At 59.3% G+C, this 25,149-nt stretch carries 22 protein-coding genes; 10 read left to right on the top strand and 12 right to left on the bottom strand.

Annotation, left to right across the window (positions count from 1 at the left end; all coding sequences use genetic code 11):
* Window positions 1–265 precede the first annotated feature (265 nt).
* Entirely contained in the window at window positions 266–1,933 is a 1,668-nt protein-coding gene (locus SB659_RS17665) for a PucR family transcriptional regulator (RefSeq protein ID WP_410551300.1), read from the top strand.
* A 310-nt stretch (window positions 1,934–2,243) separates the two neighbouring features.
* Here the strand turns inward: SB659_RS17665 and SB659_RS17670 are convergent, their stop codons facing one another.
* From SB659_RS17670 to SB659_RS17700, 7 genes are all read right to left on the bottom strand, one after another.
* The gene (locus SB659_RS17670; protein WP_410551321.1) at window positions 2,244–2,855 is read right to left on the bottom strand and encodes an adenylate kinase; all 612 of its coding nucleotides are present in this window, start codon (window positions 2,853–2,855) and stop codon (window positions 2,244–2,246) included.
* Window positions 2,856–2,860: 5 nt separating this feature from the next.
* Window positions 2,861–3,781, bottom strand: a complete 921-nt coding sequence (locus SB659_RS17675; protein WP_410551301.1) for a polysaccharide deacetylase family protein — start codon at window positions 3,779–3,781, stop codon at window positions 2,861–2,863.
* A gap of 65 nt (window positions 3,782–3,846) precedes the next feature.
* Window positions 3,847–4,332, bottom strand: a complete 486-nt coding sequence (locus tag SB659_RS17680) for a MaoC/PaaZ C-terminal domain-containing protein (RefSeq protein WP_410551302.1) — start codon at window positions 4,330–4,332, stop codon at window positions 3,847–3,849.
* 56 nt (window positions 4,333–4,388) lie between these two features.
* The gene (locus tag SB659_RS17685; protein ID WP_410551303.1) at window positions 4,389–5,615 is read right to left on the bottom strand and encodes an NAD(P)/FAD-dependent oxidoreductase; all 1,227 of its coding nucleotides are present in this window, start codon (window positions 5,613–5,615) and stop codon (window positions 4,389–4,391) included.
* An 80-nt stretch (window positions 5,616–5,695) separates the two neighbouring features.
* The gene (locus tag SB659_RS17690; protein ID WP_410551304.1) at window positions 5,696–7,237 is read right to left on the bottom strand and encodes a class I adenylate-forming enzyme family protein; all 1,542 of its coding nucleotides are present in this window, start codon (window positions 7,235–7,237) and stop codon (window positions 5,696–5,698) included.
* A gap of 103 nt (window positions 7,238–7,340) precedes the next feature.
* On the bottom strand, window positions 7,341–8,393 hold the full coding sequence (locus tag SB659_RS17695; protein WP_410551305.1) for an NAD(P)H-dependent flavin oxidoreductase: 1,053 nt from the start codon (window positions 8,391–8,393) through the stop codon (window positions 7,341–7,343).
* 118 nt (window positions 8,394–8,511) lie between these two features.
* Entirely contained in the window at window positions 8,512–9,291 is a 780-nt protein-coding gene (locus tag SB659_RS17700; RefSeq protein WP_410551306.1) for an SDR family NAD(P)-dependent oxidoreductase, read from the bottom strand.
* Between the two features lie 610 nt (window positions 9,292–9,901).
* Here SB659_RS17700 and SB659_RS17705 point away from each other — a divergent pair.
* The 7 genes from SB659_RS17705 to SB659_RS17735 all read left to right on the top strand — a co-directional run bounded on the left by SB659_RS17705 (window position 9,902) and on the right by SB659_RS17735 (window position 16,585).
* Window positions 9,902–10,744 carry a citryl-CoA lyase gene (locus SB659_RS17705; RefSeq protein ID WP_410551307.1) on the top strand — a complete coding sequence of 281 codons (843 nt, stop codon included), beginning with the start codon at window positions 9,902–9,904 and terminating at the stop codon, window positions 10,742–10,744.
* 22 nt (window positions 10,745–10,766) lie between these two features.
* A complete protein-coding gene (locus SB659_RS17710) occupies window positions 10,767–11,261 on the top strand; it encodes a MaoC/PaaZ C-terminal domain-containing protein (RefSeq protein ID WP_410551308.1) in 495 nt (164 codons plus the stop codon).
* Window positions 11,262–11,275: 14 nt separating this feature from the next.
* A complete protein-coding gene (locus SB659_RS17715; protein ID WP_410551309.1) occupies window positions 11,276–11,983 on the top strand; it encodes an NUDIX hydrolase in 708 nt (235 codons plus the stop codon).
* A gap of 148 nt (window positions 11,984–12,131) precedes the next feature.
* The gene (locus SB659_RS17720) at window positions 12,132–15,044 is read left to right on the top strand and encodes an FAD-binding and (Fe-S)-binding domain-containing protein (protein WP_410551310.1); all 2,913 of its coding nucleotides are present in this window, start codon (window positions 12,132–12,134) and stop codon (window positions 15,042–15,044) included.
* On the top strand, window positions 15,041–15,319 hold the full coding sequence (locus SB659_RS17725; protein ID WP_410551311.1) for a hypothetical protein: 279 nt from the start codon (window positions 15,041–15,043) through the stop codon (window positions 15,317–15,319). Before SB659_RS17720 ends, SB659_RS17725 begins: the two co-directional genes overlap by 4 nt.
* A 62-nt stretch (window positions 15,320–15,381) precedes the next feature.
* On the top strand, window positions 15,382–15,810 hold the full coding sequence (locus SB659_RS17730; protein WP_410551312.1) for a MarR family winged helix-turn-helix transcriptional regulator: 429 nt from the start codon (window positions 15,382–15,384) through the stop codon (window positions 15,808–15,810).
* 49 nt (window positions 15,811–15,859) lie between these two features.
* Entirely contained in the window at window positions 15,860–16,585 is a 726-nt protein-coding gene (locus tag SB659_RS17735; RefSeq protein ID WP_410551313.1) for a nitroreductase, read from the top strand.
* A gap of 69 nt (window positions 16,586–16,654) precedes the next feature.
* Here SB659_RS17735 and SB659_RS17740 read toward each other — a convergent pair whose 3' ends face one another.
* Window positions 16,655–18,355: a CocE/NonD family hydrolase gene (locus SB659_RS17740; protein WP_410551314.1), complete on the bottom strand. Its 1,701-nt coding sequence runs from the start codon at window positions 18,353–18,355 to the stop codon at window positions 16,655–16,657.
* 32 nt (window positions 18,356–18,387) lie between these two features.
* Window positions 18,388–19,338 carry an alpha/beta hydrolase gene (locus tag SB659_RS17745; RefSeq protein ID WP_410551315.1) on the bottom strand — a complete coding sequence of 317 codons (951 nt, stop codon included), beginning with the start codon at window positions 19,336–19,338 and terminating at the stop codon, window positions 18,388–18,390.
* A 999-nt stretch (window positions 19,339–20,337) separates the two neighbouring features.
* Between SB659_RS17745 and SB659_RS17750 the strand changes: the two genes are divergently transcribed.
* Window positions 20,338–21,792 (top strand): APC family permease, encoded by a 1,455-nt coding sequence (locus SB659_RS17750; protein WP_410551316.1) that lies wholly within the window; start codon window positions 20,338–20,340, stop codon window positions 21,790–21,792.
* A 389-nt stretch (window positions 21,793–22,181) separates the two neighbouring features.
* On the top strand, window positions 22,182–22,325 hold the full coding sequence (locus tag SB659_RS17755) for a hypothetical protein (RefSeq protein ID WP_410551317.1): 144 nt from the start codon (window positions 22,182–22,184) through the stop codon (window positions 22,323–22,325).
* 189 nt (window positions 22,326–22,514) lie between these two features.
* On the opposite strand, the gene panD is transcribed toward SB659_RS17755, so the two are convergent.
* The 3 genes from panD to prpB all read right to left on the bottom strand — a co-directional run.
* Complete coding sequence (gene panD, locus SB659_RS17760; RefSeq protein WP_410551318.1) at window positions 22,515–22,940, bottom strand: aspartate 1-decarboxylase; 426 nt, start codon at window positions 22,938–22,940, stop codon at window positions 22,515–22,517.
* A gap of 254 nt (window positions 22,941–23,194) precedes the next feature.
* A complete protein-coding gene (locus SB659_RS17765; RefSeq protein WP_410551319.1) occupies window positions 23,195–24,352 on the bottom strand; it encodes a bifunctional 2-methylcitrate synthase/citrate synthase in 1,158 nt (385 codons plus the stop codon).
* Window positions 24,349–25,149, bottom strand: an 801-nt coding sequence (gene prpB, locus SB659_RS17770) for a methylisocitrate lyase (RefSeq protein WP_410551320.1), incomplete at its 5' end; no start/stop codon positions are given. The genes SB659_RS17765 and prpB, both read right to left, overlap by 4 nt.

Raw genomic sequence — 25,149 nt, forward strand, 5'->3', positions numbered from 1 at the left:
CGCAAAAACTCGGGAGGCCAAGTCCATGCAGCATGACCTGCACGTCAGATGACGCAATGGGCTGCATATGACAGCTGTATGGTATTCGAGTCTCTACCCGTGACGTTAGGAGGCCACCGGCACTGTTGTAATTGTTTCTTGTCCAACTTTTGCCGAACAGCGTTAGAATTCTTACAGGTGGATGGCTAAATTTCTGGTCTAGTCTGGGCGAAAGCGGTGGGCGAGCCCAGCCGCCGATCCCGGTCTCTTCCTGAAAGAGTTCCTTATGATAGATGATTCGAACTCCATGCCACTTGGAGCTGTTCTAGCGGACTTGGGTCCTGCAGCGAAGCTTGTCGCGGGGGATGCCTCCCAACAGTCGAGGCAGGTACGCGGCGCTGTGGTATTGCTGAAGCCGGAGGACTTGCCCGCCGACTTGGATGTGGTTGTGATATGTCCAGGTGAAGAGAGCTTCACAGACTTGGTTGCGGGCCGCCTAGATGGCCCCGGCCGCGTAATCTTTGTCACGGCCGAAGAGCCATCCCTCTCGGAAGGTATCAAAGCCTTAGGGGAGCAGCACATTGTCATCGCTGTTGATCCAGCCCTGAACGTTGCTTCAGTCGTGATGTCGTTTTCGCGGTCGATGCAGATGCCGGAGGAATCCGTTTCCCGCCGATTAGCCTCCCTGCAGAGAGCACTCAGTCAGGCGATGACTGAAACCGAACCGATAGCGGCGCTACTATCCCGCTTGGCGCACGTATGTAACGCCAACGCTGTCCTGATCGACAGGTTCGGCAAGACTGTCCATGCAACCGGTCCCACCCCTATGTCGCTTCTGTTTGAAGAGATCGGCCGCACTGCGGCAGATTCCCAGAATGTGGACGTGGACGGATGGCGTGGGGTGGCAGCCAGAATTTCGGCTCCCGACGAGGCTGACTCTCATTTTGGATGGCTCGTCGTCGCAGCTCGGCGGCCGAATTTTCCGGATAGCCATTCAACCTCCGCAACTCACGTCGCAGCAACCTTGGTGGAGGCCAGCCAGCGGATGGCAGTGGCAGCCAGACAGCAAGAACGGGCCATACGCACTGCCGTGCTTGAGGAGGCGCTGGCCTTGCGCCGCGAGCCTCACAATCCCGAACTTGCGGCCCGAATCGCGGCCTTCGGCCTGTCTTTTGACGAGGAGTTGCGCACTATTGTTTATAGGCCGATCCGACCTACGGTGGCATCTCGGTCGTTGCCGGCTACTGAGGATCTGTTGGAGATGTTGGGCAAGGCTCTTGAGGCGCAGTCCATCGCCTACCTGATGACCGCCAAAGACAAGACAATAATAATAGCTGCCCAGTGCAATGTTCAGGCCTTCCGGCGCGTGATCGTGGCTGAAGATTCCAATCTCCCTGGAGCCCTCGTAGGAGTGGGCCGCAGTGTTCACGCGTTGGGAGACATCCTGGACTCTTATCAGGACGCCCAGCTGGCGGTTCGGACCCTTCGACGTAATTCTCGGGGCCCAAAGGTGATGGCCTACGAAGACTTCAACTACGCAACGAGGCTTTTTGCCGACGTGGGTTTCGACAAGATGATCAAATGGGCCCAAGAGTTCCTGAAACCCTTGGAGGGACGGGAACTGCTTGTTGAGGGTCTTCAGACGTACTTCGAACATGCTCAGAACATCAACGCCGCGGCCGACTATTTGGAAATCCACCACAACTCATTGCGTTACCGGATAGCTAAGGCAGAAGAGATTCTGGGTATCAATTTGAGGGAACCGGGTGCCGTGTCTTCCGTCTTCTTGGCTCTTACAGCCCTTGAGCTAGGTCGAATTCAGCAACCGCGCCCCAAATCGTCGGGCGATGCTGGACGTAGCCTTCGGCCATCGGACGTGGAAGCAAACGATGTCCTGCCCTACTCGAGGCCATACGGCGAAAGAGCTGGCGTTGTCCGGGCACCTGCACGATAAACGCTGGGGGTGAACCAAGAGCTTGGACGTGGTGAAGACGATTCAAGCGGTGACACACTTAGTGCCAAACGAGTACTTTCGTCCATGCTTCGACGGCGCGACGGGTTGGGGACCCCTCCAGGAAGCGATGACCAGGGATCATGACTTGGGTTCCGCATAGCGGCATTGCCACACACCTTCAATGTCGCGGCTCACGACTGAGGCCGGACCAATTCCAGCATTTATCGTGGAGAAGGTCCGGCCCGATTGGAGCGTGGGAGCAGCACCGTAATTCATATGGGTAGCGTGGTACTTAGAGGGGCATCATCCGCTAGACCCCGACACCGGCCCCCAAAGTGGTGGTCTGCCTTGATGACGATCCGAGCGTAAGGTCGAGAGCGGTTGAAACCCTACTGGTTACTTCCGGAATACTGCCGATCCCCTCCACCTCCGTCAGGATGCCGCGCTCGTTGTAGCGGGAGGTAACAGCGGTTGTCTGGGTGAAATACAGTTCCATCCTGCTTCTGATGACTTCGGCGGTATCATCCGAGCGGTTTTCGCGGTCAGCCCGCAGGAGTAAGCGCTGTACCAGTTCCTCAGTGTCAGCAGTGAGCTGCACTACGAGGTCAAGTTCGTAACCCTTGGCTGCCAGGATTTCGTCGAGATAATCAACCTGAACTAGAGTGCGGGGATATCCATCCAACAGAAATCCCTTGTCTGCGTCGCTCTGTTCCAGGCGCTCACGAATCATTGCGTTCGTCACCGAATCGGGTACAAATTGCCCTGCATCCAGATATGATTTAGCGGCTTGACCCAGGCGTGTTTCATTTTTGACATTTTCGCGGAAGATATCTCCGGTTGAAATGCTGACGATCCCGAACCTCTCGGCAATGTACGTTGCTTGCGTACCTTTGCCAGCCCCGGGGGGACCTATAAGGAGCATTCTGATCACGGGCGCATCCTATCTAGCGGGGTGAAGTCATTCTGAGTGGGTGAGGAAATAGGGGAGGACGACACTCGCGGCGTCGTGTCGTCTCGCCAGCACTTGAAGAGCTCCGAGAGCGTTGGAAACCATACATCGTCAAATGAAGTGACGTGGTCGAGGAACTTCTCCAGCATGACAAGGTTGTGCGCGCGCCCAATCGTCTGCGGGTGTAATGTCCATGTCATCGCGCCACCTGCACAGCGCTCATAGGCGAAATTGAAACTGTCAATCCAACGAGCCAAAACGGTCTCGTTGCTCTGCATGAGCGGGCTTCCCTTGAAAGACTCGAGTTCGGGGAAATCGTCGAGGAACCAAGACACGGGGAGCTCGAGTACACTGCTCTCCGGGCCGAAGGTGTTTCCCTCTTCTTCGCTAACGCCGACTACCATCCGCGGCCGGTATGGCTCGAAGTCCCTGCCCATCAGGGACGAGTCCCAGTCGAACTCGAATTGGGCAAGGAGGTCGAGGGTGTTGTCGGTAACGTCCAGTGCCGGTGAGCGGTATCCCTGAGGACGTTGACCCAGGAGCTTTTCATGCTGGGCTATTTGCAATTCCAGCAGACGTTCTTCCTCGGCTCGTTCGAGTGCAGGCACATATTCGTGGTAGACCCCGTGTGCACCAATCTCATGGCCGGCCGCCACAATCGCGTCCACAGAGCCCGGGAATGTCTGCATCGTGTGTGTAGGCACGCACCAAGTCGTAGTGATTCCGTAGCGGCGGAAGGCGTCGAGAAGTCGTGGTGCACCGACTTCGGCACCAAATTCTCCTCTGGACATCAAGGATTGGGAGGTTGAGCGAAAAGTGCCCAGCCATACGCTCTGGGCATCAAAATCGGGGCTTAGCGAAACAGCAAGCCGTTTGCCTTCTGGTAAATGAAGAGGCACTACGAGCACCTTTCTATTTCACGCAAGGAGATCACCTTGACGAACTTTATGGAGTATGAGGCCACCTAGACCGGGCGACGGGAAAGAAGGACGATCCAGTCGCCTTCCTGGCAGATCACGCCGTCCTGGTTCAGAATCTGAACCCGAGTAGTCACAACACCCCGGTCGGGCTTGCTGGCAGACGGCTTGATGCCAATCACTTCTTCGCGAACACTGATGGTGTCGCCAATAAAGATCGGGGCACGGAGGTTCCAGTTGTCGATCCCCAGAAAGGCTATCGCTGAGCCGTTCTTCCATCCCAGCGCCATTTCCAGCCCAAAGGCGAGTGAAAGTGCGCCGGGACCATGGAACACCCTGGTGCCGAATTCTGTCGTTTTGGCATACTCCTCGTTGGTGTGGAGCGGGTGCATGTCGCCGGACCATGTGGCGAAGGTTACGACATCGAATTCTGTGACGGTTCGTCCCGCTGAGGTCCACTGCTGTCCAAGATCCAGCTCTTCCAGATAGCGCACGGCTGACTCATTGGTCGTGCCGAGTAGGTGAGTAGTCAATGTTGTTTCACTTCCGTTTGGTTTCTGGTGCTCTTGTGGCGGGGTAGGTACCGGAGCTAATAGCGAATGACTCCGTCTACTGGGGCGGTCAGGGACGGCCGGTAGAGGGAGAGTTCGTCGAGGGAGTGGCTGAGGCGGTCGCCTGAGATCAGTTCGGCTACCAGCTTTCCCGTGATCGGGCCGGCCAAGTTGCCGTAGACGTGCCCGGTGGCCAGAACCAGCCCGGGAAGTTCCTCCACCTCGTCAACGATCGGGAGGGAGTCAGCGGTGGCGGGGACGAGGCCGGCCCATGCACGTTCGATACCGAGGGACCTGTAGTTAGGGAAAGTTGTAAGCAATGAATCGATGGCCAGCTTGAGGCCGGCGGCAGGCATCCTGTCATCGAGTTGGTCGGGATAGTCCATCGGGCAGCCTATGAATAGGTTCCCGTCCTCGGTCTTGGCCACACACTCCATGTGCTCGAGACCAGTTGACTGGTCCTCTGAAGGGGAAGTGAAGTACTCGTCCCTGTAACTGGGGAGATTCCGTATGTGGGCGTATTGTTTTGCCGCAAGCGGACCGTTCAGGATTTTATCGAGCTTTTCCTCTACCGGAGCCAGAAGGAGAGCACCCAGTCTGTGTGGCTTGATCGGTACCGTTACGCCCTCTGATTCGAGCATCGTAGACCAGACACCACCTGCCCATACGACCTTGTCCGCTGAAACATTGCCGCCGACAGTTCGTACGCCGACTACCTTCGAGCCATTCCTCAGTAGTCCGAGGACCGGTGTGTTTTCATGGATTCGTACTCCAAGCCTTCGGCATTCCTGCGCCAGGGCGCGCACAAACTTCGGTGTCCGAATCTGGCCATCTTCCGGGCTGAATGTTGCTCCAAGAACATCGGGCGGCAATATCGGAGCGGCTTCGTGAGCGGCCTGGTCGTCCAGGAGCTCGGCTTTGAAGCCATCAGCGATCCGGGCTTCCACAAATTCCTTGTAGACCCTGCGCTGGTCATCCGTGTAGAAAAACGTCATGGCGCCGTTGCTTCTATATTCGAAAGACGGCCCGAGGATATTTGCAAAGTCGTCGTAAAGGGCCCTGCCCGCACGGGTCAGTTCTACGGCGTAGTCTCCGTGGCGGTTCTGCATGTGAAGGAATCCGAGATTTCGCCCGGAAGCTCCGTGACCAAGTTCCCGCTGCTCGAGAAGCACAACATCGTGCCCTTTTGAAGCAAGAAAATAGGCAGTTGATACGCCCACTATTCCGCCGCCTACAACGACCACGCCGGCCTTGTCGAGGTTCATATTGTCATGTCCTAACTTCGTCTTGATGCAACACGTATGAGGGTGCCGAATAACGAATTATCGGCGTATCAAGCTGGCCCTTATGCCCGGCCCTGGCTCTGTTCCGTTGTCAACAGCGTGGCCACGTCCCGCCTGTTGATTTTGCCGGTTGTCGAATTCACGGGGAGGGAGTCGACGGCGATGAATTCGTTGGGGATCTTGTAGGACGACAGGCGGGCCGCGGCAAATGCCTTCAGTTCGGCTTCGTCAAGAGGCGCCGGGCCCCTGGGGACGACGGCGGCTACCACGCGCTGGCCGTAAACGTCGTCGGGAAGTCCAACGACGGCCACTTCGCCAACAGAGGCATGCTGCTGAAGTACTCGCTCAACTTCTGCCGGCGAGATGTTAGTTCCACCGCGGATGATGACATCTGAGAGCCGCCCAACGACGTAGACGAAACCATCCTCGTCCACCCGAACAAGGTCTTTTGTGCGGTACCAGCCGTCATCAGTAATGACCGTCCGTGTTTGTTCTTCGTCGCGCCAGTAACCGAGCATCAGCCCCGGTCCAGTGGAGTACGCTTCCCCCACCTGTCCGGCTGGAACTTCCGCGCCGTCGGCGTCGAGAACTTTTAGCTTGGACCGCGGCACAAGCTTGCCTGCGGAGCCGGGCTGGGGAGTTGGGTTTGCGATGGGGTCGTAAGTCACCAGGGGCAGGCATTCGGAGGCGCAATACGCATCCAGGACGGGTAGTCCAGTCTGGGCCTCCCAGCGGCTGAATGCGGCTTCGTTCCTGGGCTCTCCGCCGGAGATGCACAGCCGAAGTGATGGGAAAGCCGGGCGATCCCCTGCTAGGAGTTCGGCGTACTGGGCCAGCTTTCCGAAAGTCGCCGTCACGCCCGCCAGGAATGTGGCGGAATGCTCCTCAATGGCCGGAGCTATCATGTCCGGACGGGCCCTGCGGACTACAACAACAGTGCCGCCGCGGAGCAGGACCGCCAGGGAAGTGCTGGCAAGCCCATAGAGCCATGCCATCGGCAGGCAGATTATTGCCTTGTCTTCGGGGGAAAGATGCCAAACTTCGCCATAGGTGTCCGCGCAGTTATATATGGCTGTGGCCGAAAGCATGATTGCTTTCGGTCGGCTTGTGGTGCCTGACGAGAAGCAGATCATGGACAGCGGTTCGCGAAGGCCCTCGGGGTTCGGTAGGGCGTCGTGCCGAACACTGGTGATGTTGAAGTCAATGATATCGACGATGGGCGCATTTTGTGCAGCAGCAGTGAAGTGCGCAGAATTTACGCTTTCGGACATGATTATCAGGGCGGGGTCACACGTGGCAATCGCGTATTCCAAGTCCTCTGGACCTGAAGAAGGATAAACCGTGACCAGTACGCCGCCACTGCGCCATACCGCCAGCGCGGTGGAAAGATACTCAGCTGAGCTTTCTGCTACAAGGGCTACCCGATAACCCGGCTTGAGCCCGGCCGCTAGTAGTACTGCTGAGCGGTGCTCGATGGATGTCTGGAGATCCTTGTAACTGATGGACGTGTCGCCGTCGACAATCGCTGTTTTCTCGGGGTACTGATCGGCAATGCTTTGCAGCGCAGAGACACAATCCGTTAGCTCCGGCGACGATGTATTCATATCCGCTCTACTTTCATTTAATACCTAGATGATTCCAATTGGCCCGTTGAGCCGATTTGGTCGAACTCAACGGGCCTCTTGGCTTTGACTTGGTCGATGCTTGTTACTGTCCGGCCGCAAGTTGACGAAGAATTTTTTCTGCTTCTGATGCCATGTTCTCGACGATCTCGCCGGCAGGCAGAATTTCGTGAACAAGCTGCATGGTCTGGCCTACGGGCATCATCCCGAAGTCCATGTCACCGTCCTGGTATCCGGTTTCTACACGCGTGCCGGCAACAGCGTACTGTCCGGGGAAGCCTGCGGGTTTCTTGTCCGAAGACTCCCATTCGGAGGTCCATTTGTTCTCGAATGCACGCATACGCTTACCGCTGTATGAGTAGGTGATGGTGCTGTCCTTGAAGGATCCTTCCACTACTCGCTTCTTGAAATTGTCGTGCCCATACGCTTCGGGGCTGGCGATGAAACGCGTTCCCACCCAGACTCCTGCAGCGCCCAAGGCGAGCGAAGCGGCGAGGCCACGTCCATCCGCAATGCCGCCAGCGGCAAGGACTGGCTGATCCACTACATCGATAACGGCCGGGACGAGGGTCATGGTGGACGCGTATCCGGTGTGGCCGCCGGCTTCGGTTCCTTGAGCGACAATGAAATCGACGCCCGCAGCGCTGGCTTCCAGGGCCTTGCCGACGGAACCGACGAGCGAGAAGACGGTGATTCCGCGGTCCTTACACTCTTTGATGAACCAGTCAGGCGTAGCGAATGTCAAAACGACTGCTGAAGGTGCAGCATCCAGGACGATCTGTACCTGGTCTGCTACGGCACCTGGTGTGAGCATGGCCTCGACACCTGCCAGTTTCTTCTGGTCAGCCCCGGAGAGCGACTGCCACAGCTCGCGTACGGGAGCCCACTGTGCCTCATCCTCAGACGTCAACGAATCCGGCAACAGAAGGTTCACTGCGTACGGTTTGTCGGTTCCGGCTTCAATTTTTTTGATTTCGGCGCGAAGCTCATCCGGCATGAAGCTGACACCGCCCAGGCATCCCAGGCCGCCGGCATTACTGACTGCGGTCACGAGTTCGGCCTGCGCCACCCGGGCCATGCCGGCAGAGCAGACGGGATATTGTAGGCCCAGGGCTTCTGTCAATGCTGTCTTGATCACTTATACACCTTTCACATCGAAGCCCAGGATCATCCTGGCTTCCGGATAGTTCATGTTGGCCCCCCAGCGGGGGAGTGGGTGGGGTTTCTGTTGCTACAAGGCCGTGTACTCGGCAGGACTACGTTGCGTTCCAGCCGCCATCGACCTGGATGGTTTGCCCGTTCACATAGCCAGCAGCGTCGGATGCGAGGAACAGCACTACACTCGCCACCTCGGAGGGTTCGCCCGAGCGTTTTGCCGGGATGAGGAAGTCCATGATTTCGGGCGAAACCCCGATGCCGCGCTGCTGTGTTGAAACGAGATCCCCCAAAATCTCCTCGGAAGTCGCACGAAGGTTTGTCTTGATGACTCCCGGGGCGACTACGTTAGCGGTTACCCCGTGCGGGGCAACGTCGATGGCGAGACGACGGGTCAGTCCTTCAATACCTGCCTTGGATGTGACGTAGGAGATACCGTCTGCTGCACCCCTTTGGCCGGCGACAGAGCCGATCGTAATGATGCGGCCGGAGTTCTGCTTCGTCATTACCTGAGCTGCTGCACGGCAGCCGTAGAACGTCCCTGTCAGGTTGACTCCGATGATCTTGGCCCACAACTCCGGCGTAGTCTCGAGCACGTCGGCGTAGCCGTCGAAGACTCCCGCGCTGTTGACCATGACATCCAGTTTCCCAGTCTTCTCCACAACCTCGTCCACCAAAGCAGACACCGAGTGATAGTCGCTGACATCTACGACTCTTGTGTGGAGTGAGTCCGGAGAACCGAGTTCTTGCCGGGTCTCCGCCAGACGTTGTTCTGAAAGGTCACTCGCATAGACTTCGTAGTCTGCTTCGACGAATGCTTGGGCAATGGCCCGGCCAATGCCGGAGCCGGATCCGGTGATAATTACGCTTTTGCTTCCCATGCCCTACAAACTACGTTGGGGATCTTCCGAGTGAAACTGTCATCTTCACGGCTTTTTGCTGGCGATGTCGTGGAAGCTACAGGAGCCGGGCCGGAGGCTCGGTATCCGTGCCGGCCACTCTAGGACTCGTAAGTGATGGATGCGGCTGGACCCGGCCGGCCGGCTTTTGTACTTTGACCAGGGTTGGGTGCTTGCCGTTGAAACAATTCCGGCGACGGAACCGGTCTCCTCGTTCTAGTCTCAGCAGATCTCGCTAATTGATTGATCTCTGGAATCCGATGACTACGCAGATCAGCCATAAGATTTCGGTGAGCCGAGGCGCCCGGATAAGAAGCCTGGCGGCGCAGCGGCTATGCCGGCCCTACCCCGGGTCCTCCAGCTGACCGTGCGCTGGGGGACCCGGCGCCAAACACGTCGCTGAGCGGCCTGCTGCGCAGATGCCTCGGTAATTTCTACGCCTGGACGCTACGGCTTCAGAAAATCTCCAATGCCGGGATGGTTCTCTGGATTCTAAAGTTCAATGACATGGCCGACACACTTGGGAGCTTGGCTCGTCAACTTGCCTAGCACCGCAGGCCCATTTGAAACACATGACGGTTTGGGAGAAACATTGCAAAAGGATACTGCAGACCAGTCCGGGGCTTATTGGTCGTCCTCTGTCAGCCAAGTCACTGATACTAATGTGTATGTTCGCGGCTATGACCTTGAGGACCTGATCGGGCAGATCCCCTTCACGGCAGCCATATTTCTCGTGATCCGTGGACGGATCCCCTCGGACCATGAGATCCGGGCATTGGACGCAGTCCTCAGCGGAATCCTGGATTATGGTCTTGAAAAGCCCGGGACAGTGGCCGCGCGGTTTGCTGTCTCCGCCAACCCGAGCATGGCCATCGGCATGTCGGCCGCCTGTTTGTCTGTCGGGAAGCACACCCTGGCGACTGAGGACAGCGGACGCTTCATCCGTGCTACTCACGCAGAGTTTCTCGGATCTGGCCTCTCACTCGAAGCTTTCGCCGAGGAAAAGGTAAACCGCATGCGTGCAGCGAAAGAACGCATCCCAGGCTTGGGGCACCCTATCTTCAAGGTTGTTGATCCTCGGGCTGAACGGCTCAGGTCGATTGCCCTGCAGGAAGGCCTGTGGGATCAGACAGCTGAAGTGTACGAGGCAGTGCATAAGGCCTTCACCAAGCTCCCAGGTAAATCGGACATCCCGATAAACGACGTTGGTGTTATGGCCGCGATACTGCTGGGTCTGGGCTTCACGCCCGAAGAAGGCACCGGAGTTGCCCTGCTGTCAACTCTCCCTGGCGTTATCGCCCACGTATCTGAGGAACTCTCCTCAGGGAAGCCAATCCGAATCGTCCCTCGAGACTCAGCATCCTATGAGGGGACCACTGGCCGGGATTTTGACGCGGACCGACTCGAAGCCGGCTGGGGCCCTTCCGGGTCCTAGTGGTTACCGAACAGGAGCAAAGATGACTGCGGGAGCCGGAAATCGCTTGATCCCTTCAGCGACTCGATTCTTTGAAGATCTCCAACCCGGAGACTCATGGTCGTCTCAAGGGCGAACGATTACAGAGACGGACCTGGTCACCTTCGCCACTTGGTCCGGAGACATGCACCCCCTGCACACCAACCAGGAATACGCGCGTGGCACCCAGTTCGGGGAAAGGATTTTCCACGGTCCGGGGACACTTGCGGTCGCTTTTGGCCTGGAAATGGCAATGGGATGGAAGGACCGTTCGGCCATAGCATTTCTGGGCATTCATGAGTGGAACCTCGTCGCACCTGTGCGCATCGGCGACACGATTGCCGTACGGGAAGAAGTAGTAGAGCTGCGGCCTTCTGCGACCAAGCCGGACCGGGGCATCGTGAAAACGAGGCTTCACGTACTTAATCAGCGAGGCGAAGTCTGCCAACAGGGATTCTGGGTTGTGTTGCTGTATCGGTCGGCGGCTTACACGCCATGAGGACGGAGGAAGCGATGAGCAGCACCCCGTACGAGGAGATGGACGCAACGGTACTCCCGGCTCCACGGCTAGCCGTAAGCGTGGTCCTGATGCGGGATTCAGTTAACGGAGTTGAAGTGTTCGTCCAACGCAGGGCACTCACTATGGATTTTGCTGCCGGCGTTGTTGCATTCCCAGGAGGCAGGGTAGACGCTGTCGACTCCTCACTATCGGCGCCCAACATAACGCTCTTGGATTCACAGGCAGGGGCGTGGAGCCGGACCAGCGTTGGAACCGAAGCATCGTTCGCGCGCCAAGCTGCCGCCCGCCTTCTAGCTGCCGCCATCCGCGAAGTTGCAGAAGAATGCGACGTTGTCCTCCAGCCTACAGCCCTGGTTCCTTGGGCAAACTGGATCACACCCGAGGGCTTTCCCAAACGTTTCGATACGTTCTTTTTTGTCACTGCCGTAGCGCCGAAAGTGGAGCCGAGGCATGTCACGACGGAGGCAACGTCTTCGGAGTGGATATCCGTTCGAAAGCTCCTCCAAGACGAAGCGGCCGGAAGGCTTAAGCTGCTGCCCCCAACGCTTGCGATTCTCGATGAGCTTGTAGAAGCGCGTACCACCGAGGAAGTGCTTTCGGTGAAACGGCCCATCGATTCGGTGTGCCTTCAGCTTGATGAGATAGAAGAGTTTCATCGCCGGCGGCAACAGATGACGAAGGACACCAGGGCTCAGCCTTGAAACACCTTCGCCGACCCTCTGCCAAGACTTTCACCAGAGTTTGCGTGAGGTGGTTGTTGGGTTTGCCAGCAAACGTATTTCTCACTACTGCATATCCCGACGTGCGTGCCAATCTTTGTCGGGACCGAAACTGGAGCCTGATAACGCTATGACTCAAGACGTCCTCTCCACTCCGGGCCATGCACCGGTTCTTGCCCGGCTGGAAGCGGCAGGCGTACTGGCCGAGAAATCGGGCCACCGCATTGCCGCATATTCCTATGACGCGTCCAACTACCGGGTTCCGCCTGTTGCCGTGGTCTTCCCGCGAAGCGTCCAGGACGTCGTTACGACCATGGCAGTATGTCGCGAAACCGGCACGCCGGTGGTCAGTCGTGGCGGTGGGACATCCATGGCTGGTAACGCCATCGGCCCGGGCATTGTTCTGGACTTCTCCCGATACATGAACCGCATCATCAGCGTCGACGAGGCTACAAAAACCGCCGACGTCGAGCCCGGCGTCGTCCTGTCCCATCTCACGCTTGAGACCGAGAGGGTCACTGGCGGGAGGTTCACGTTCGCGCCGGATCCTTCCTCAAAGAACCGCGCCACCATCGGCGGCTCGCTTGGGAACGACGCGTGCGGTAATCACTCCGTACGGTACGGCCGCACCTCTGATCACGTGCTGGAGATCGACGTCGTCACTTCCGACGGTGCACAGCTAACCGCCACACCGACCGGTCTACGAGCGACTGACCCAACCGACGCATTCTCGGTCTCCCGCGCCTTTGAGTTGGGGGAGGACCTTAAGCAGCTCGCCCAGGACAACCTGGCAAGCTTCAGGGTTGAGCTTGGACGTATCCAGCGCCAGGTCTCCGGCTACCATCTAGGGAATCTCCTGCCCGAGAATGGATTCAACGTGGCCCGGGCCTTGGTGGGAACCGAGGGCACTTGCGCGGTCGTCGTCAGGGCCAGCATGAAGCTCGTTCCTAAAGCGCCCAGCGCGCTCCTTGTGTGCCTCGGCTATGCCGACGTCGTGGACGCCGCGAAGGACATCGAAACCATCCTTGAATTCTCTCCCGCCGCCGTCGAGGGCATTGACGAGGCGATCGTGGACACCATGCGGATGCGCCGCGGTCCCGACTCCGTGCTCGGCCTGCCCGAAGGCAAAGCCTTTCTGTACGTGGACCTGGATGGTGACAACCCCGAAGACGTGGCTGCCGAAGCGGATCGACTCATCGAACGGCTCGCAGCCAACCGCCGTCTCGTGGACGGTCGTGCGGTCGCGGACACCACCGAGCGGGCCACTTTGTGGCGTGTCCGTGAAGATGGCGCTGGCTTGTCCTCCCGTCCAGCCGGCGGCGGGGAATCACAGGCAGGCTGGGAAGACTCCGCCGTGGCACCCAAAAACCTTGCCGCGTACTTGGCTGACTTCCGGGAACTGCTGGACGAATACGGCCTGACCGGCATTATGTACGGGCACTTCGGTGCCGGCTGCATGCACATCCGCATCACTTACGACCTGCGTAGCGACGAAGGCCGGAACGTGTTCAGCAAGTTTACGCAGGCCGCCGCTGAACTCGTCGTCCGGCACGGCGGGTCGCTCTCCGGCGAGCACGGCGACGGGCGCGCCCGGTCGGCTCTGTTGCCGGTGATGTACTCACCGGAAATGATCGCGGCGTTCGGCACCTACCGGAAGCTGTGGGATTCGGCCGGGTTGTTGAACCCCGGCTCCATCACCGAGCCCGATGCCTTCGAGGACAACCTCGCGCTCGAAGGGATCCCGGACCGCGAGTGGCGGACCCACTTTGAACTCCGTCCTGTCGAAGCGGAGGCCGCCGGGGCTGACCCGTGGGTTCATGCCGTTCAGTCCTGCATCGGCGTAGGCAGATGCCGGTCCGACGCCGGCGGCGTAATGTGCCCCAGCTACCGGGCCACAGGGGACGAAAAGGATTCAACGCGCGGCCGGTCCCGTGCTCTGCAGGATATGGTCCGCGGTGCCAAAAGCATTGACGAAGGCTGGAAGTCAAAGGACGTCCGAGAAACACTGGACCTCTGCCTGGCCTGCAAAGCCTGCTCCAACGACTGCCCCGCCGGTGTGGACATGGCCACGTACAAGTCGGAGTTCTTCTCTCACTACTACGAGGGCAAGCTCCGCCCCATGTCACACTTCTCCCTCGGATGGTTGCCGCGCTGGCTGAAACTGACCACGCTGATCAGCCCGCTCGTGAACATGGTGCTTGCCAGCCCGCTGGGCAAGATCGTGGCCGCCGCAGGGGGGCTGACCACGCACCGTAAGATGCCGAAGTTTGCCTCTCGGGCCATGCTCCGCAAAGAGCTGGCACCCTACGCCAACCGGTCGGTCTCGGCAGATGCTGTCCTGTTCGTCGACTCGTTCACCAAGGGCTTCAGGCCCGAAGTAGCTGGGGCCGCCGCCCGGGTCATGGAAAGCACAGGACGCACCGTTGGCTGCCAATCCGATGCGTGCTGCGGCCTGACCTGGATTTCCACCGGCCAGTTGGACACCGCCAAGAAACTCATGGGCAAAGCGATTGCAAAGCTCGACGACGGCACCGACACACCAATCGTAGTCATCGAACCGAGCTGCGCGGCGGCGTTGAAAAAAGACGCACCCGAACTGCTCGGCACCGAAGCAGCCGAACGCGTCTCCCGCAGGATCCGCAGCTTCGCCGAGGCCGTCAAGGACTGGGTCGACGGCGGCTGGACGCCACCTGTCGTGCCAACGGACGTCACTGTGCAGACCCACTGCCACGAATACTCCACCTTCGGGGCAACCGTCCAACGCAAGGCCCTGGCCGCCCTCGGCGTCGCCAACGTCAACGAAGCCACCGGTTGCTGCGGAGTCGCGGGGAACTTCGGCTTCGAAGCCAACCACTACGACATCTCCATGAAGGTCGCCGAGCAAGCCCTGGCTCCCGCCCTGGCCCAAACAGCCGTCGACGTCCCCGTCCTTGCCGACGGCTTCAGCTGCGCCATGCAGGTCAAACAGCTTGAGCCGAATCGCAAGAGCCTGCATTTGGCCGAGCTACTCGACCAGTGTCCACCAAGCGGTGAAATGCAGTGAAGAGTAACGAGGAAGCTGCAAGCCCTCCGGCCGTAGCCGAACCCGACACCCAATACATGCCTCTCTTCTTTGACCCGTTGGAAGAGCTGACAGGACACCGCTCCATTCGGCGAGCACAATCGGCACCTGCGGGCCCGTGGAAGTCGTCCATCCAACGGCCGCGATCGGGAAAACGCTCCCGCGACAGGGCACTCGACCGAAGGGCCATGCTCGAGATGGTCGTCCATGACCTGCATGCCCTTGGTGACTTGGTCAAGAGCACGGGTAATAATTAGGGAGGCCCTCTCCACCACTGGAAGAGCAATCAGCTTGGTCAAGTACGTTGTATATTCGAGGAATGACAGACCAGAAGAAAATCACGCGCTCGTTCTTCGAGACGCTGCACCCTGTACTGAACCGCTTGAATATGGAACGGACCCTTTCGCCCGGAAAACTGGGCGTTCTCCGGAATCTTTCTGAGCATGGGCGCGCGACCACCTCGGAACTAGCTGTGGCTGGACAGGTCAGCCCTCAGGGCATTTCACTCGCTGTCCGTGAGCTCGAACGGATGCAGCTGGTGACGCGCACTCCTGACAACTTGGATCGTCGCCGGGTCTGGATCCAATTAACAGACCAAGGGAGCCAAAAGCTCTCTGAGGAAGTGTCTGTCGGGTTTGGCTGGCTTGACCGGGCAGTCACGGATCGCTTGACGCCGGAAGACTGCAAGGCACTCGAGGCAGTCATCCCCGTTCTCAGGAAGCTGGCGTTGGAGGCCAAAAGCGACTGAACTCGTCGAGTTATCCGGAAGATCTTGGAACGGTGTTAGGAGAATTGCGTTGATATCATCCCGCGTCCCGGTTGAAGTAGAGGACCCGACGAGCGTGCAAGCCGCCATTGAGGGTCGTTTCTCTTGCCGGGCGTTCCTGCCCAACAAAGCTGTGGCCCAAAAGGACATTAAAGAGATACTCTGCGTCGCAAGCCAAGCAGCGTCAGGTACGAATACCCAACCCTGGAAGGTCTATGTTCTGCAGGGCGAACGTCGGGACACCCTTGTCAATGAGGTCTGCGCGGTGGACGACGCTGTCTACGCCGATCCTGGACTGGCGGAAAAGTATCGCGAGAAGGTCGACTACTACCCGGCAGAATGGGTTTCTCCGTACCTGGAGCGGCGGCGTCAGAACGGCTGGAGCTTGTATGGTCTTCTCGGCATCGCCAGGGGCGAAAAGAAGAAGATGCACGCCCAGCTGCAGCGCAACTATCATTTCTTCGATGCCCCAGTGGGACTGATGTTCACGGTCGATCGGGTGTTGGGGCGAGGCTCACTTATCGACTACGGCATGTTCCTGCAGAACATCATGCTCATGGCGCGGGCTCGGGGCCTGCACACCTGCCCCCAAGTGGCTTGGAACCACTATGCGAGGACCATTATGCCCATCATCGGAGCTGGTGCAGACGAGACGCTGGTCTGCGGCATGTCCTTTGGCTACGCCGATGAATCAGCCCTAGTGAACACACTGGTTACGCCGCGGCAGACGGTGGATAGTTTCACGCACTGGGTTTGAACCCGCCAAAAGCCAGTCAGTCCTACTGCGCTGCATAGCGCGCGCAATAGGACTGACTTCTGACCTCACCTACGCGTCGCAAGGTTTCTTGTCCTCCGGGACGACGGGGAGCTCGACGTATGACTGACGGATAGCGTCGTGGTAAAGCCGCTGCTGCGCGGTGACGAACTTTGTCCCCCTCTGGTCACCCGTGTTGAGGTTTCGGTCCCACCGAGGGAAGCAACTGTTGGTGACCTGCACCCTGATCCTGTGACCGGCCAGGAACACGTTGCTGGTCGACCAAAGATCGATCTCGATCTCCTGGGGCTCGTCTGCACCGCTGTCCAGGCGGAGAATTCCGTCGGTCAGGTTTAGGGAACGTCCGTCGGGGTCCACGTCGCATAGGCGCGCGACCCAGTCGGTCGATGGCGCGGAGCTTTGCGCGTGCAGCTTCACCCTGACGCGGCCCGTCACCTCGAGATCTTTCTCGAGTACTTCTGAGGTGAAGACGAGTACGTCGTCACGCGCCTCGACTGGCGCTTGGTCGACAGGGCCCCGCCCGGGGCCGAGGCCGACCGTCCCACCCCACGTGGGCACAGGGTCGGCGGGGTCGTAGTCAACCTCACTAGGACGGCTGTCCTGGGGCTTAGCCGTGCTCAGGCCACCGCCAGCGTGCAGGTGCCAACGTTCGGTGCGGGCGCGTTCGAGCGGCCACGTCTCCTCGTCGCGCCACGCGTTGCGTCCCATCACAAAGATCCGCACCGGGGCTGTGCGCTTCACCTGCGCGTCACCGGCGACGTGGCGCCGCAGGAACGCCAATACCTCGGCACTCCAGGTTCCATGAGGATGCACCGCTGCGTCCCGCGACGACGCCGCACCGAAGTCAAGCGCCCCGATCACGTTTCCGAAGTCTGTATGTGTCCACGGGCCGACCAGAAGCTGCGACTCGAGACCGAGGTCGCGCATCGCCATGAAGGCGTCGAGGGTTCCCTGCACGCAGCTGTCGAACCAGCCACCCGTGTGAAAACTGGGGACCTGTGCGCGCGCATGCTGACCCGCGACGCGCATGTGCTGAGTGGCCTCGACGTCGTCGGCGTCACCGGGGTCGACGAACCTCGGCAGCCCGTTCCGGTGGATGACTGGCAGCTCAGCAACCGGGAGCCCCCAGTAGCCCGTCTTCTCAAGATTCTCCATCTCTTCCGTCAGCGCGGCGACGCGATCCGCAAGTTCTGCATCGCTCAGGCCCTGACGGGACAACCAGTCGAAGCCGGCAGCCATCGACCACCCCGTGATGACCGAGATCTGTGTGGCGCCCCCGCGGGCGACCAGGGCTTCGCGCGGCTCCGACCAGGTCATCAACGGTGTGATCGCCTTTAGCGCCGGCGGTTGCTCAATGGCGGCGCGCCACTGGGTATGACCGCAATAGCTGCCCCCAACCATTCCCACGCTACCGTTCGCGCCCGGAAGCTCGGCGGCCCACTCAACGGTGTCGGCACCGTCTTGCCCCTCATGTCGCAGGGGCTCCCAGACGCCTTCAGAGGCGTACCGGCCCCGGACGTCCTGGATGACCATGATGAAACCATTACGGCACACCTCTTCGGCAGAGAAACCGTTCCACGCGTTCTCTGCCGCATCAGCCTTGTTGTAAGGGGTCCTCACCACCACGGTCGGCCACGGACCCTCGCCACGAGGTCGGTACACATCAGCCCGCAGGACGACGCCGTCGCGCATTCGCGCAGGGACGTCCAAGTCTACCTGCACTGATGTTGGGGTGTCAGTATCCGCGTTCATGACCCTCGTTCCTTCAGCTTTTGTGTCCTGGCTCATTTGTCTTCAACCTGGTCGCGGAAGATCCATCGGAGTGTCTCGGGAAACACCGCGCCGGCGTGCCCGAGGGTGTGCCCGGCGGTTCCGAACACGAACATCGAATCGTAGCGGCGATACTTCAGGGCAGCGTCGAGGTCGTGGTTGGCGATGGGGATGTTGCCGTAGACGATGTCGACGTCGCGCTGTCCGGACTGGTGCCAGACCCGGATAGGCTTACGCGGGGCGCGCCGGACCATGCTGGGCAGGTTGTTCGCGCCCAGGATGTTGATGAAGCTGCCGCAGTGAGAGATGACATTCCCGAACTGATCGGGGCGGTGGAAGGCAGCGGTGAAGGCGCCTGCACCACCGGAGCTGAAGCCGCAGATGACCCGGCCCTTGGGGTCGTCCGTGAGCCTGACCTTCGTCCGGATGACCGGAAAGAGTTCCTCTACGAGGTAGCGGGCAAAGTCTCCGCTTACGGTGTCGTACTCGACAGCGCGGTTGGTGCTCCCACCATAGATCGGATATCCCGGTCCCGTCTCCCCAGGGTTGTGGAACAGGCCTACGGTCATGGGAATCTCACCCGCATGGACGAGATTGTCCAGCACTGTCGTGGCTCGAACCTTCTCTCCTGTGTACTCCAGGCCGTCCAGGCAGATCATCAAGTTGACCGATTCGGCCTCCTCGGCACCGTGCGGCAGGTAAAGGTAGACACTGCTCGTCACGCCCGGATAGACGGTGTGGCTGGTCCAGCGGAAGTGGTAATACTTCCCTGCGGGAATGCCCTCCTGCGGCGACGACTCGGATGTCAATCGGTACTCCGACACCGTGTCGTTTTCTGACAACTCGTACATGGCTATGTCTTTGAGCGGCAACGTGTTCGCCAAGTCTTCGTCATTAGTGATCATTCCCCAGTGATCTAGATCCACCAGTTCGAGCTCTATTGCAGCTACCTGCGTATGGGTCATGGTGAAACACCCTTTCTTCTTCTCAAGGTGATCGAGATCTTGTCTCGAGGTCGCGTGAACACTGCGCCGTCGTGGTCGGCGTCGAATTCAATACTTGAAGGCTGGCGCTCAGCTATCAAGCACTGAGAAACCAACACCAAGCACCCTGGCGATGGTAGCTGCCGTCCATCGTAGGATCGGCTTACGCGCCTCGCCGGCTTCGATTTGCGAGCGTACCCTCAGGTCGTCTCCTTAGGCCTAAGTATTCGACGGCTGTATGTTGTGTGGCCCATGGCCAGGTTTCAGAGGGATTTCGGCTCCGCCATCTCCACGAGGCCAAAACCGCATCTTCAATCCTGCAGTGCGCATTGATTCTGCACTAAGTTGAAACACTTCGGGTAGTGGTGCTTTAACCAATCTGCCAGCAAGAATTTGGTCTTGTTTCAGTGTCCCTACCCACCCCTTGGATGTAGTCGGGTCACTAGGAGCGGATACTTTTTGTTGGCGAGTAGTCGCGGGCAAGAGTGGCAGATCGACCAAGCGCCGTCCCGTTTGCCTTCAACCTGGTCGGCCTTTCTTCTCGAGGTGGTCGTCTCCAGTGCGCGGAACCTCACACCTTCACGTCAGCCGCATGAGTTGACTTTCTCCCAAGTGCAACGCTTCGGATAGTGGTGCTATAGCCAATCGAACCAGCAGGAGTTGGGGGTATTCCAGCGACTCGGTCGGGGCGACGACAAAGCCGCCCCAACCGGCAGAACCGATAACGGGGCCGGGGTGTTCGTGATTGGGAAGAGGCCAAAGTCCTGACGGCTCGTTGGTAAAACAACTAGTGACGATCAGATGACCAAGCAGCGAACATCGTAGTCAGACCATCGGCGTGTGATGGACGTCCCAACAACTGAGTAAGCAGGTGTAACTTCGCCACGCGCGCCTAAGGAGCAGCCGCTCATGTCGGACCGCGCTGAAGGCGCGGCCCTGTCTCGGGGAAGACTATTACTTCTAGGAAGGTACTGATCGAATATGGACCTATTGAGTTCAGTGGATACGAAAGCGCCGCCACAGAGCCAGCCACACCTCAAGGGCAACATGGGGTTCCTCTCGCTGTTCTTCAGCGTGGTGGCGTACAACGCCCCTTTGGTGGTCGTCGTCGGGGCCATCCCCATCATGGTGAGCAGCGGGGCAGGCCTGGGAACGCCAGTGTCGTTCATCATTGCTGGGGCCATCTTGGGCGCCTTCGCCGTCGGCTTCACGCGAATGTCCAAAATCATGCCGAAGCCCGGTGGCTTCTACTCGATGATCACCGCCGGACTCGGCCGGGAAATAGGCCTTGGCTCCGGTCTGGTTGCACTCCTGGGCTACTTCTGCGCCTATGCCGGAAGCGTCGTGTTCGGGGGTGTCGTCATGGGCGAGTTGGTACATGGCATGCTCTACGGGCCCAACCTCCCTTGGTACGTCTGGGCAAGCATCTTCTGGGCTGCCAGCTCAATCCTCGGCTATTTCAAGGTCGAACTGTCAGCAAAGGTGCTGACTATCTTCCTGCTCCTTGAGGTCGTCATCGTGGTCGCTTACGATGCCCTTGTTTTCGTCAATGGGGGAGCCGGCCATGAGGGCATCTCCGTTGCACCGCTGAGCCCGATGCACTGGTTCGATGGGTCCTTCCCTCTGGGGTTGCTCTTCGCTCTCGGGATGTTTGCAGGCTTCGAGGTGACCGTCCTGTTCCGTGAGGAGGTCCGGGATCCCAGCCGAACGATTCCCCGCGTCACCTATGCCGTCATCGCCTTGGGGACTGTCGTCTACGGCCTTTCCGCACTGTTGTTCCTCAACTCGATCGGTCTCGATAAGGTCGTTGAAGCCGCCACCGAGGACCCAACCGGTTCAATGACGCACAGCCTCCAGGCTTTCGGCGGGAAAGTCCTCGCGGACGCCGCGACCGTCCTCGTCAATACGAGTACCTTTGCCGTGATCCTCGCTGCGCATAATATTTCGGCCAGATATTCCTTTAATTTGAGTGCCGACGGAATCCTTCCGCGGAAATTGAGCATGGTGCACCCCCGCCACGGCTCTCCGCACGTCTCGTCTATGGCCATTAGCGGTGCAGGCCTGGTTGTAAGCCTCGCAGTGATCTTCACGGGTATAGGGGCCATTGACTTCTATACGGCTCTGCTCGGCATCACCAGTTTCGTGATCCTAGGCGTGATCTTCGTGACAGGAGTCGCAGTTCCGGTCTACCTGCGTCGCCATGGCCAGCAGCATTCTGTGTGGAGCAGGGTCGTCTTACCGGCCGTATCACTCATCGGTCTGGGAGCCGGACTGATCCTCGCGGGGATCAATTTCCCCCTCCTGGTGGGCGGCTCCTTCGTCTTGGCAACCATTCTGATGGCGCTGATCGTCGGCCTATTCGTGCTCGGCATCGCTCTCGCGGTGGTTTACCGGCGGACCAAGCCGGCCACCTATGCCCACATCGGTCGGCAGTAAAGTCCGGCAACAGCTAGGCAGTAGGACGCCGGAAGCTCCGAAGCGCACGGTCTGGAACCCTTAAGCGAGGGATGCGACATGACTGCTCTATGGGCCGGGCCAGAAGGACTGGAACTCGCGACCCCGCCGCAACGTATCAGGCCAAGTCGCGCTGGTCAACCTCTTCGCAGTAGGTTGACCAGCGCGCTAGTAGCCCCTGCTCCACGAAGTATCAGGCATTTCGGGACAGTATTTTGATTTTCCTTAAGAGGCCGCAGCGTATTCCATGAAATGCTCCATCTGAAAAATTGCATGGTTTCGAACAGCTATCCCTTGCCAAGCTGTTGGATTTGCCGTTCGGAGGTCAAGAAGTGCTTGACTTTGGTGTTGTGGGTGATGGAGAACGACTCATGCAGTGGGCTCTTAAAAGACCGCGCAAGGATGATATCGCAGGGCTGTACCCTGACGTGTTACTGGGCGCTGCCGGACGTCAGATTGGGGTGCCGTTGACCTTGGCTGAGGCCGTGGGCACGCTGATCCTCAACGCTGCATAATTCATGAGTTGCGGAAATGTGCTCCACGGCGATCCATCGAGAACTGATGATAATGTCGGCCTCTTGGACAAGCGTCACATGGTCCCCGCTGAATACCCGTGCCGCCCAGGCTGCGACGGATGCGGGGCTGTACCGCAGGCACCAAAATATTTCAGGCACACCTAGAGAGTGGTAAACCGAATGTCTGGCTCAAAGCGCGGCGTTGTCTAGGGCGTGGGGTGGACGTAGGAGACCTCGTGTGAAGGCTTCTGCCGGGTCGCTTCCTAACTGAACAATCTTGTTCCTGTCGTCTACATGGACGACCCGAGGCTTGAAGGCTTCGGCTTCTTCTGTAGTCATTTCAGCGTAGGTGATCAGGATAACGATGTCGTTTTCCTGCACCAGGTGGGCTGCCGGACCATTGATGCCTATCACACCGGAGCCGCGTTCTCCAGCGATTGTATACGTCTCCAGACGGGCACCGTTTGTAACGTCGACTATGGCGACCAACTCTCCCGGAAGAATATCGGCCGCGTTCAAGACGTCTAGGTCGACAGTAATCGAACCGACGTAGTGCAAGTCCGCATGAGTAACCGTGGCCCGATGAATTTTCGACTTGAACATTGTCCGTTTCATTTGGAGCTCCATTTATAGCAATTTGTAACCGTTCGATCGGCTTTCCCCGATCCGACCAAAGGCTACTCGGTTTTGGGTTTGCCTCGGTAGTCAGGGTGCCAGCCTTTTGAAGCACCGTTTGTCCGGAGATGCGTGAAGATACGTTTGGTTCGATGAGGCGACCTGCGGTGAGGTGTCACATACGTTGCGAATATTTGATGATCCCAGTGATCATCCGACGCCTCACCGCAGGAACTTAGGCTGCACGTATGCAGTTATACGGATCGCTGGCCTACGCCGTTGTACTCGCTCAGGGGACGGATGAGCGAGTTGGAGGCCACCTGTTCCATGATGTGGGCGGTCCAGCCGGTGATGCGGCTGGCGACGAACAACGGTGTGAAGGTTTGGGTGTCGAAGCCCATGAGGTGGTAGGTCGGTCCGGCGGGGTAGTCCAGGTTGGGCTTGATCGCCTTTGCCTCGTCCATGGCCTGCTCCAGGCCGTTGTACAGTCCGAGCAGTTCTGGCCGGCCGTAGTGGGCAATCATCTTATCCAGCGCGGCCTTCATGGTGGGGACGCGGGAGTCGCCGTGCTTGTAGACGCGGTGGCCGAAGCCCATGACCTTCTTCTTGTGAGCCAGGGCATCCTCCATCCAGGTCTTGGCCCGGGCGGCGGCTTCCTCGAGCGATTCTTCGCTGCGGATGCCGATCTCGTCGAAGGTGTGCATGACGGCCTCGTTGGCTCCGCCGTGCAGCGGGCCTTTGAGGGCGCCAATGGCTGCGGTGACAGCCGAGTGCAGGTCAGCGAGGGTGGAGGTGACCACGCGTGCGGTGAACGTGGAGGCGTTGAAGGAGTGTTCCGCGTACAGGATCATCGAGACGTTGAAAGCCTCCACCACCTCATCCACAGGCTCTTCGCCGAACGTCATCCAGAGGAAGTTCGCTGAGTAGTCCAGGTCTTCGCGTGGTTCGATGACGTCCTGGCCACGGCGGCGGCGCTGGTCATACGCCACGACGGCGGGCATGGCAGCCCACAGGTCGATCGCTTTCTTCATGTTCGCTTCGGGCGACGAGTCCTCGGCCAGCTGATGCCGGGCACCGATCACGGATGCGGCCGTGCGGCACACGTCCATCGGATGCGCCGTGGTAGGGAGGGCGTCCATGATGGCCTTGAGCGCCGGGTCGAGTGTCCGGCTGGCCCTTTCGCGGGCGTTGAATTCGGCGAACTGGGCCTCGTCGGGCAGTTCGCCGTTCCACAGCAGGTAGGCGACTTCTTCGAAGCTGCATTTGGCTGCAAGTTCCTGTACCGGATAGCCGCGGTAGAGCAGCGAGTTGGTGTCCGGGTTGACCTTTGAGACGGCGGTGTAGTCCACCACAACTCCCGCCAGCCCCTTACGGATCTGTGATGTGTTTACTGCTTCTTGCTGAAGGGTCATCGCGACTCCATTGTCGGGCTGAATATGGCTGGCACTTCGAAGTCGAAGATGCCCGAATCGAACTTGTTGTATGCCTCGTAATCGACGAGTTCGTATAGGCGTGCGCGGGTCAGCATCTGTGGCACACGCACTTCTTGTGTTCCCAAGCTCCTAAGAGTGTCGAGCACCCCTTCCGTCGCGCCCATGGCAATGCGGAGGAGGGTGACGGGGTAGATGACCATGTTCACGCCGACGTTCTGGAGTTGTTCGGTGGTGAAGAGGTCGCTTTTGCCGAACTCTGTCATGTTGGCCAGGATGGGCACGTCCACGGCGTCGCGGATGGCTTGGAATTCGGAGAGGTCGCGCATGGCTTCGGGGAAGATCGCATCAGCCCCGGCGTCCACGAGTGCGCGGGCCCGGTCCTTGGCCGCGTCCAGTCCTTCGACTGCGCGGATGTCGGTGCGGGCCATGATGAGGAAGTTCGGGTCCCTGCGGGCATCGGCTGCGGCACGGATTCGTTTGGCGGCCGTGTCGATGTCGACGACGTTTTTGCCGTCGAGGTGGCCGCAGCGTTTGGGGTTGAATTGGTCCTCGATGTGGAGGCCGGCCAGCCCGGCGTTTTCGAGTTCCTGGACGGTGCGGGCCACGTTCATGGGTTCACCGAAGCCGGTGTCCGCGTCCACGAGGGAGGGCAGGTCTGTCATGCGTGCGATCTGCCCTGCCCGGGTGGCGACCTCGGTGAGGGTGGTCAGGCCGATGTCGGGCAGGCCGAGATCGTTGGCCAGGACCGCGCCGGAGATGTAGACCCCGGCGAAGCC

It is taken from the genome of Arthrobacter sp. SIMBA_036 (genome assembly GCF_046535135.1).
Lineage (GTDB): Bacteria > Actinomycetota > Actinomycetes > Actinomycetales > Micrococcaceae > Arthrobacter.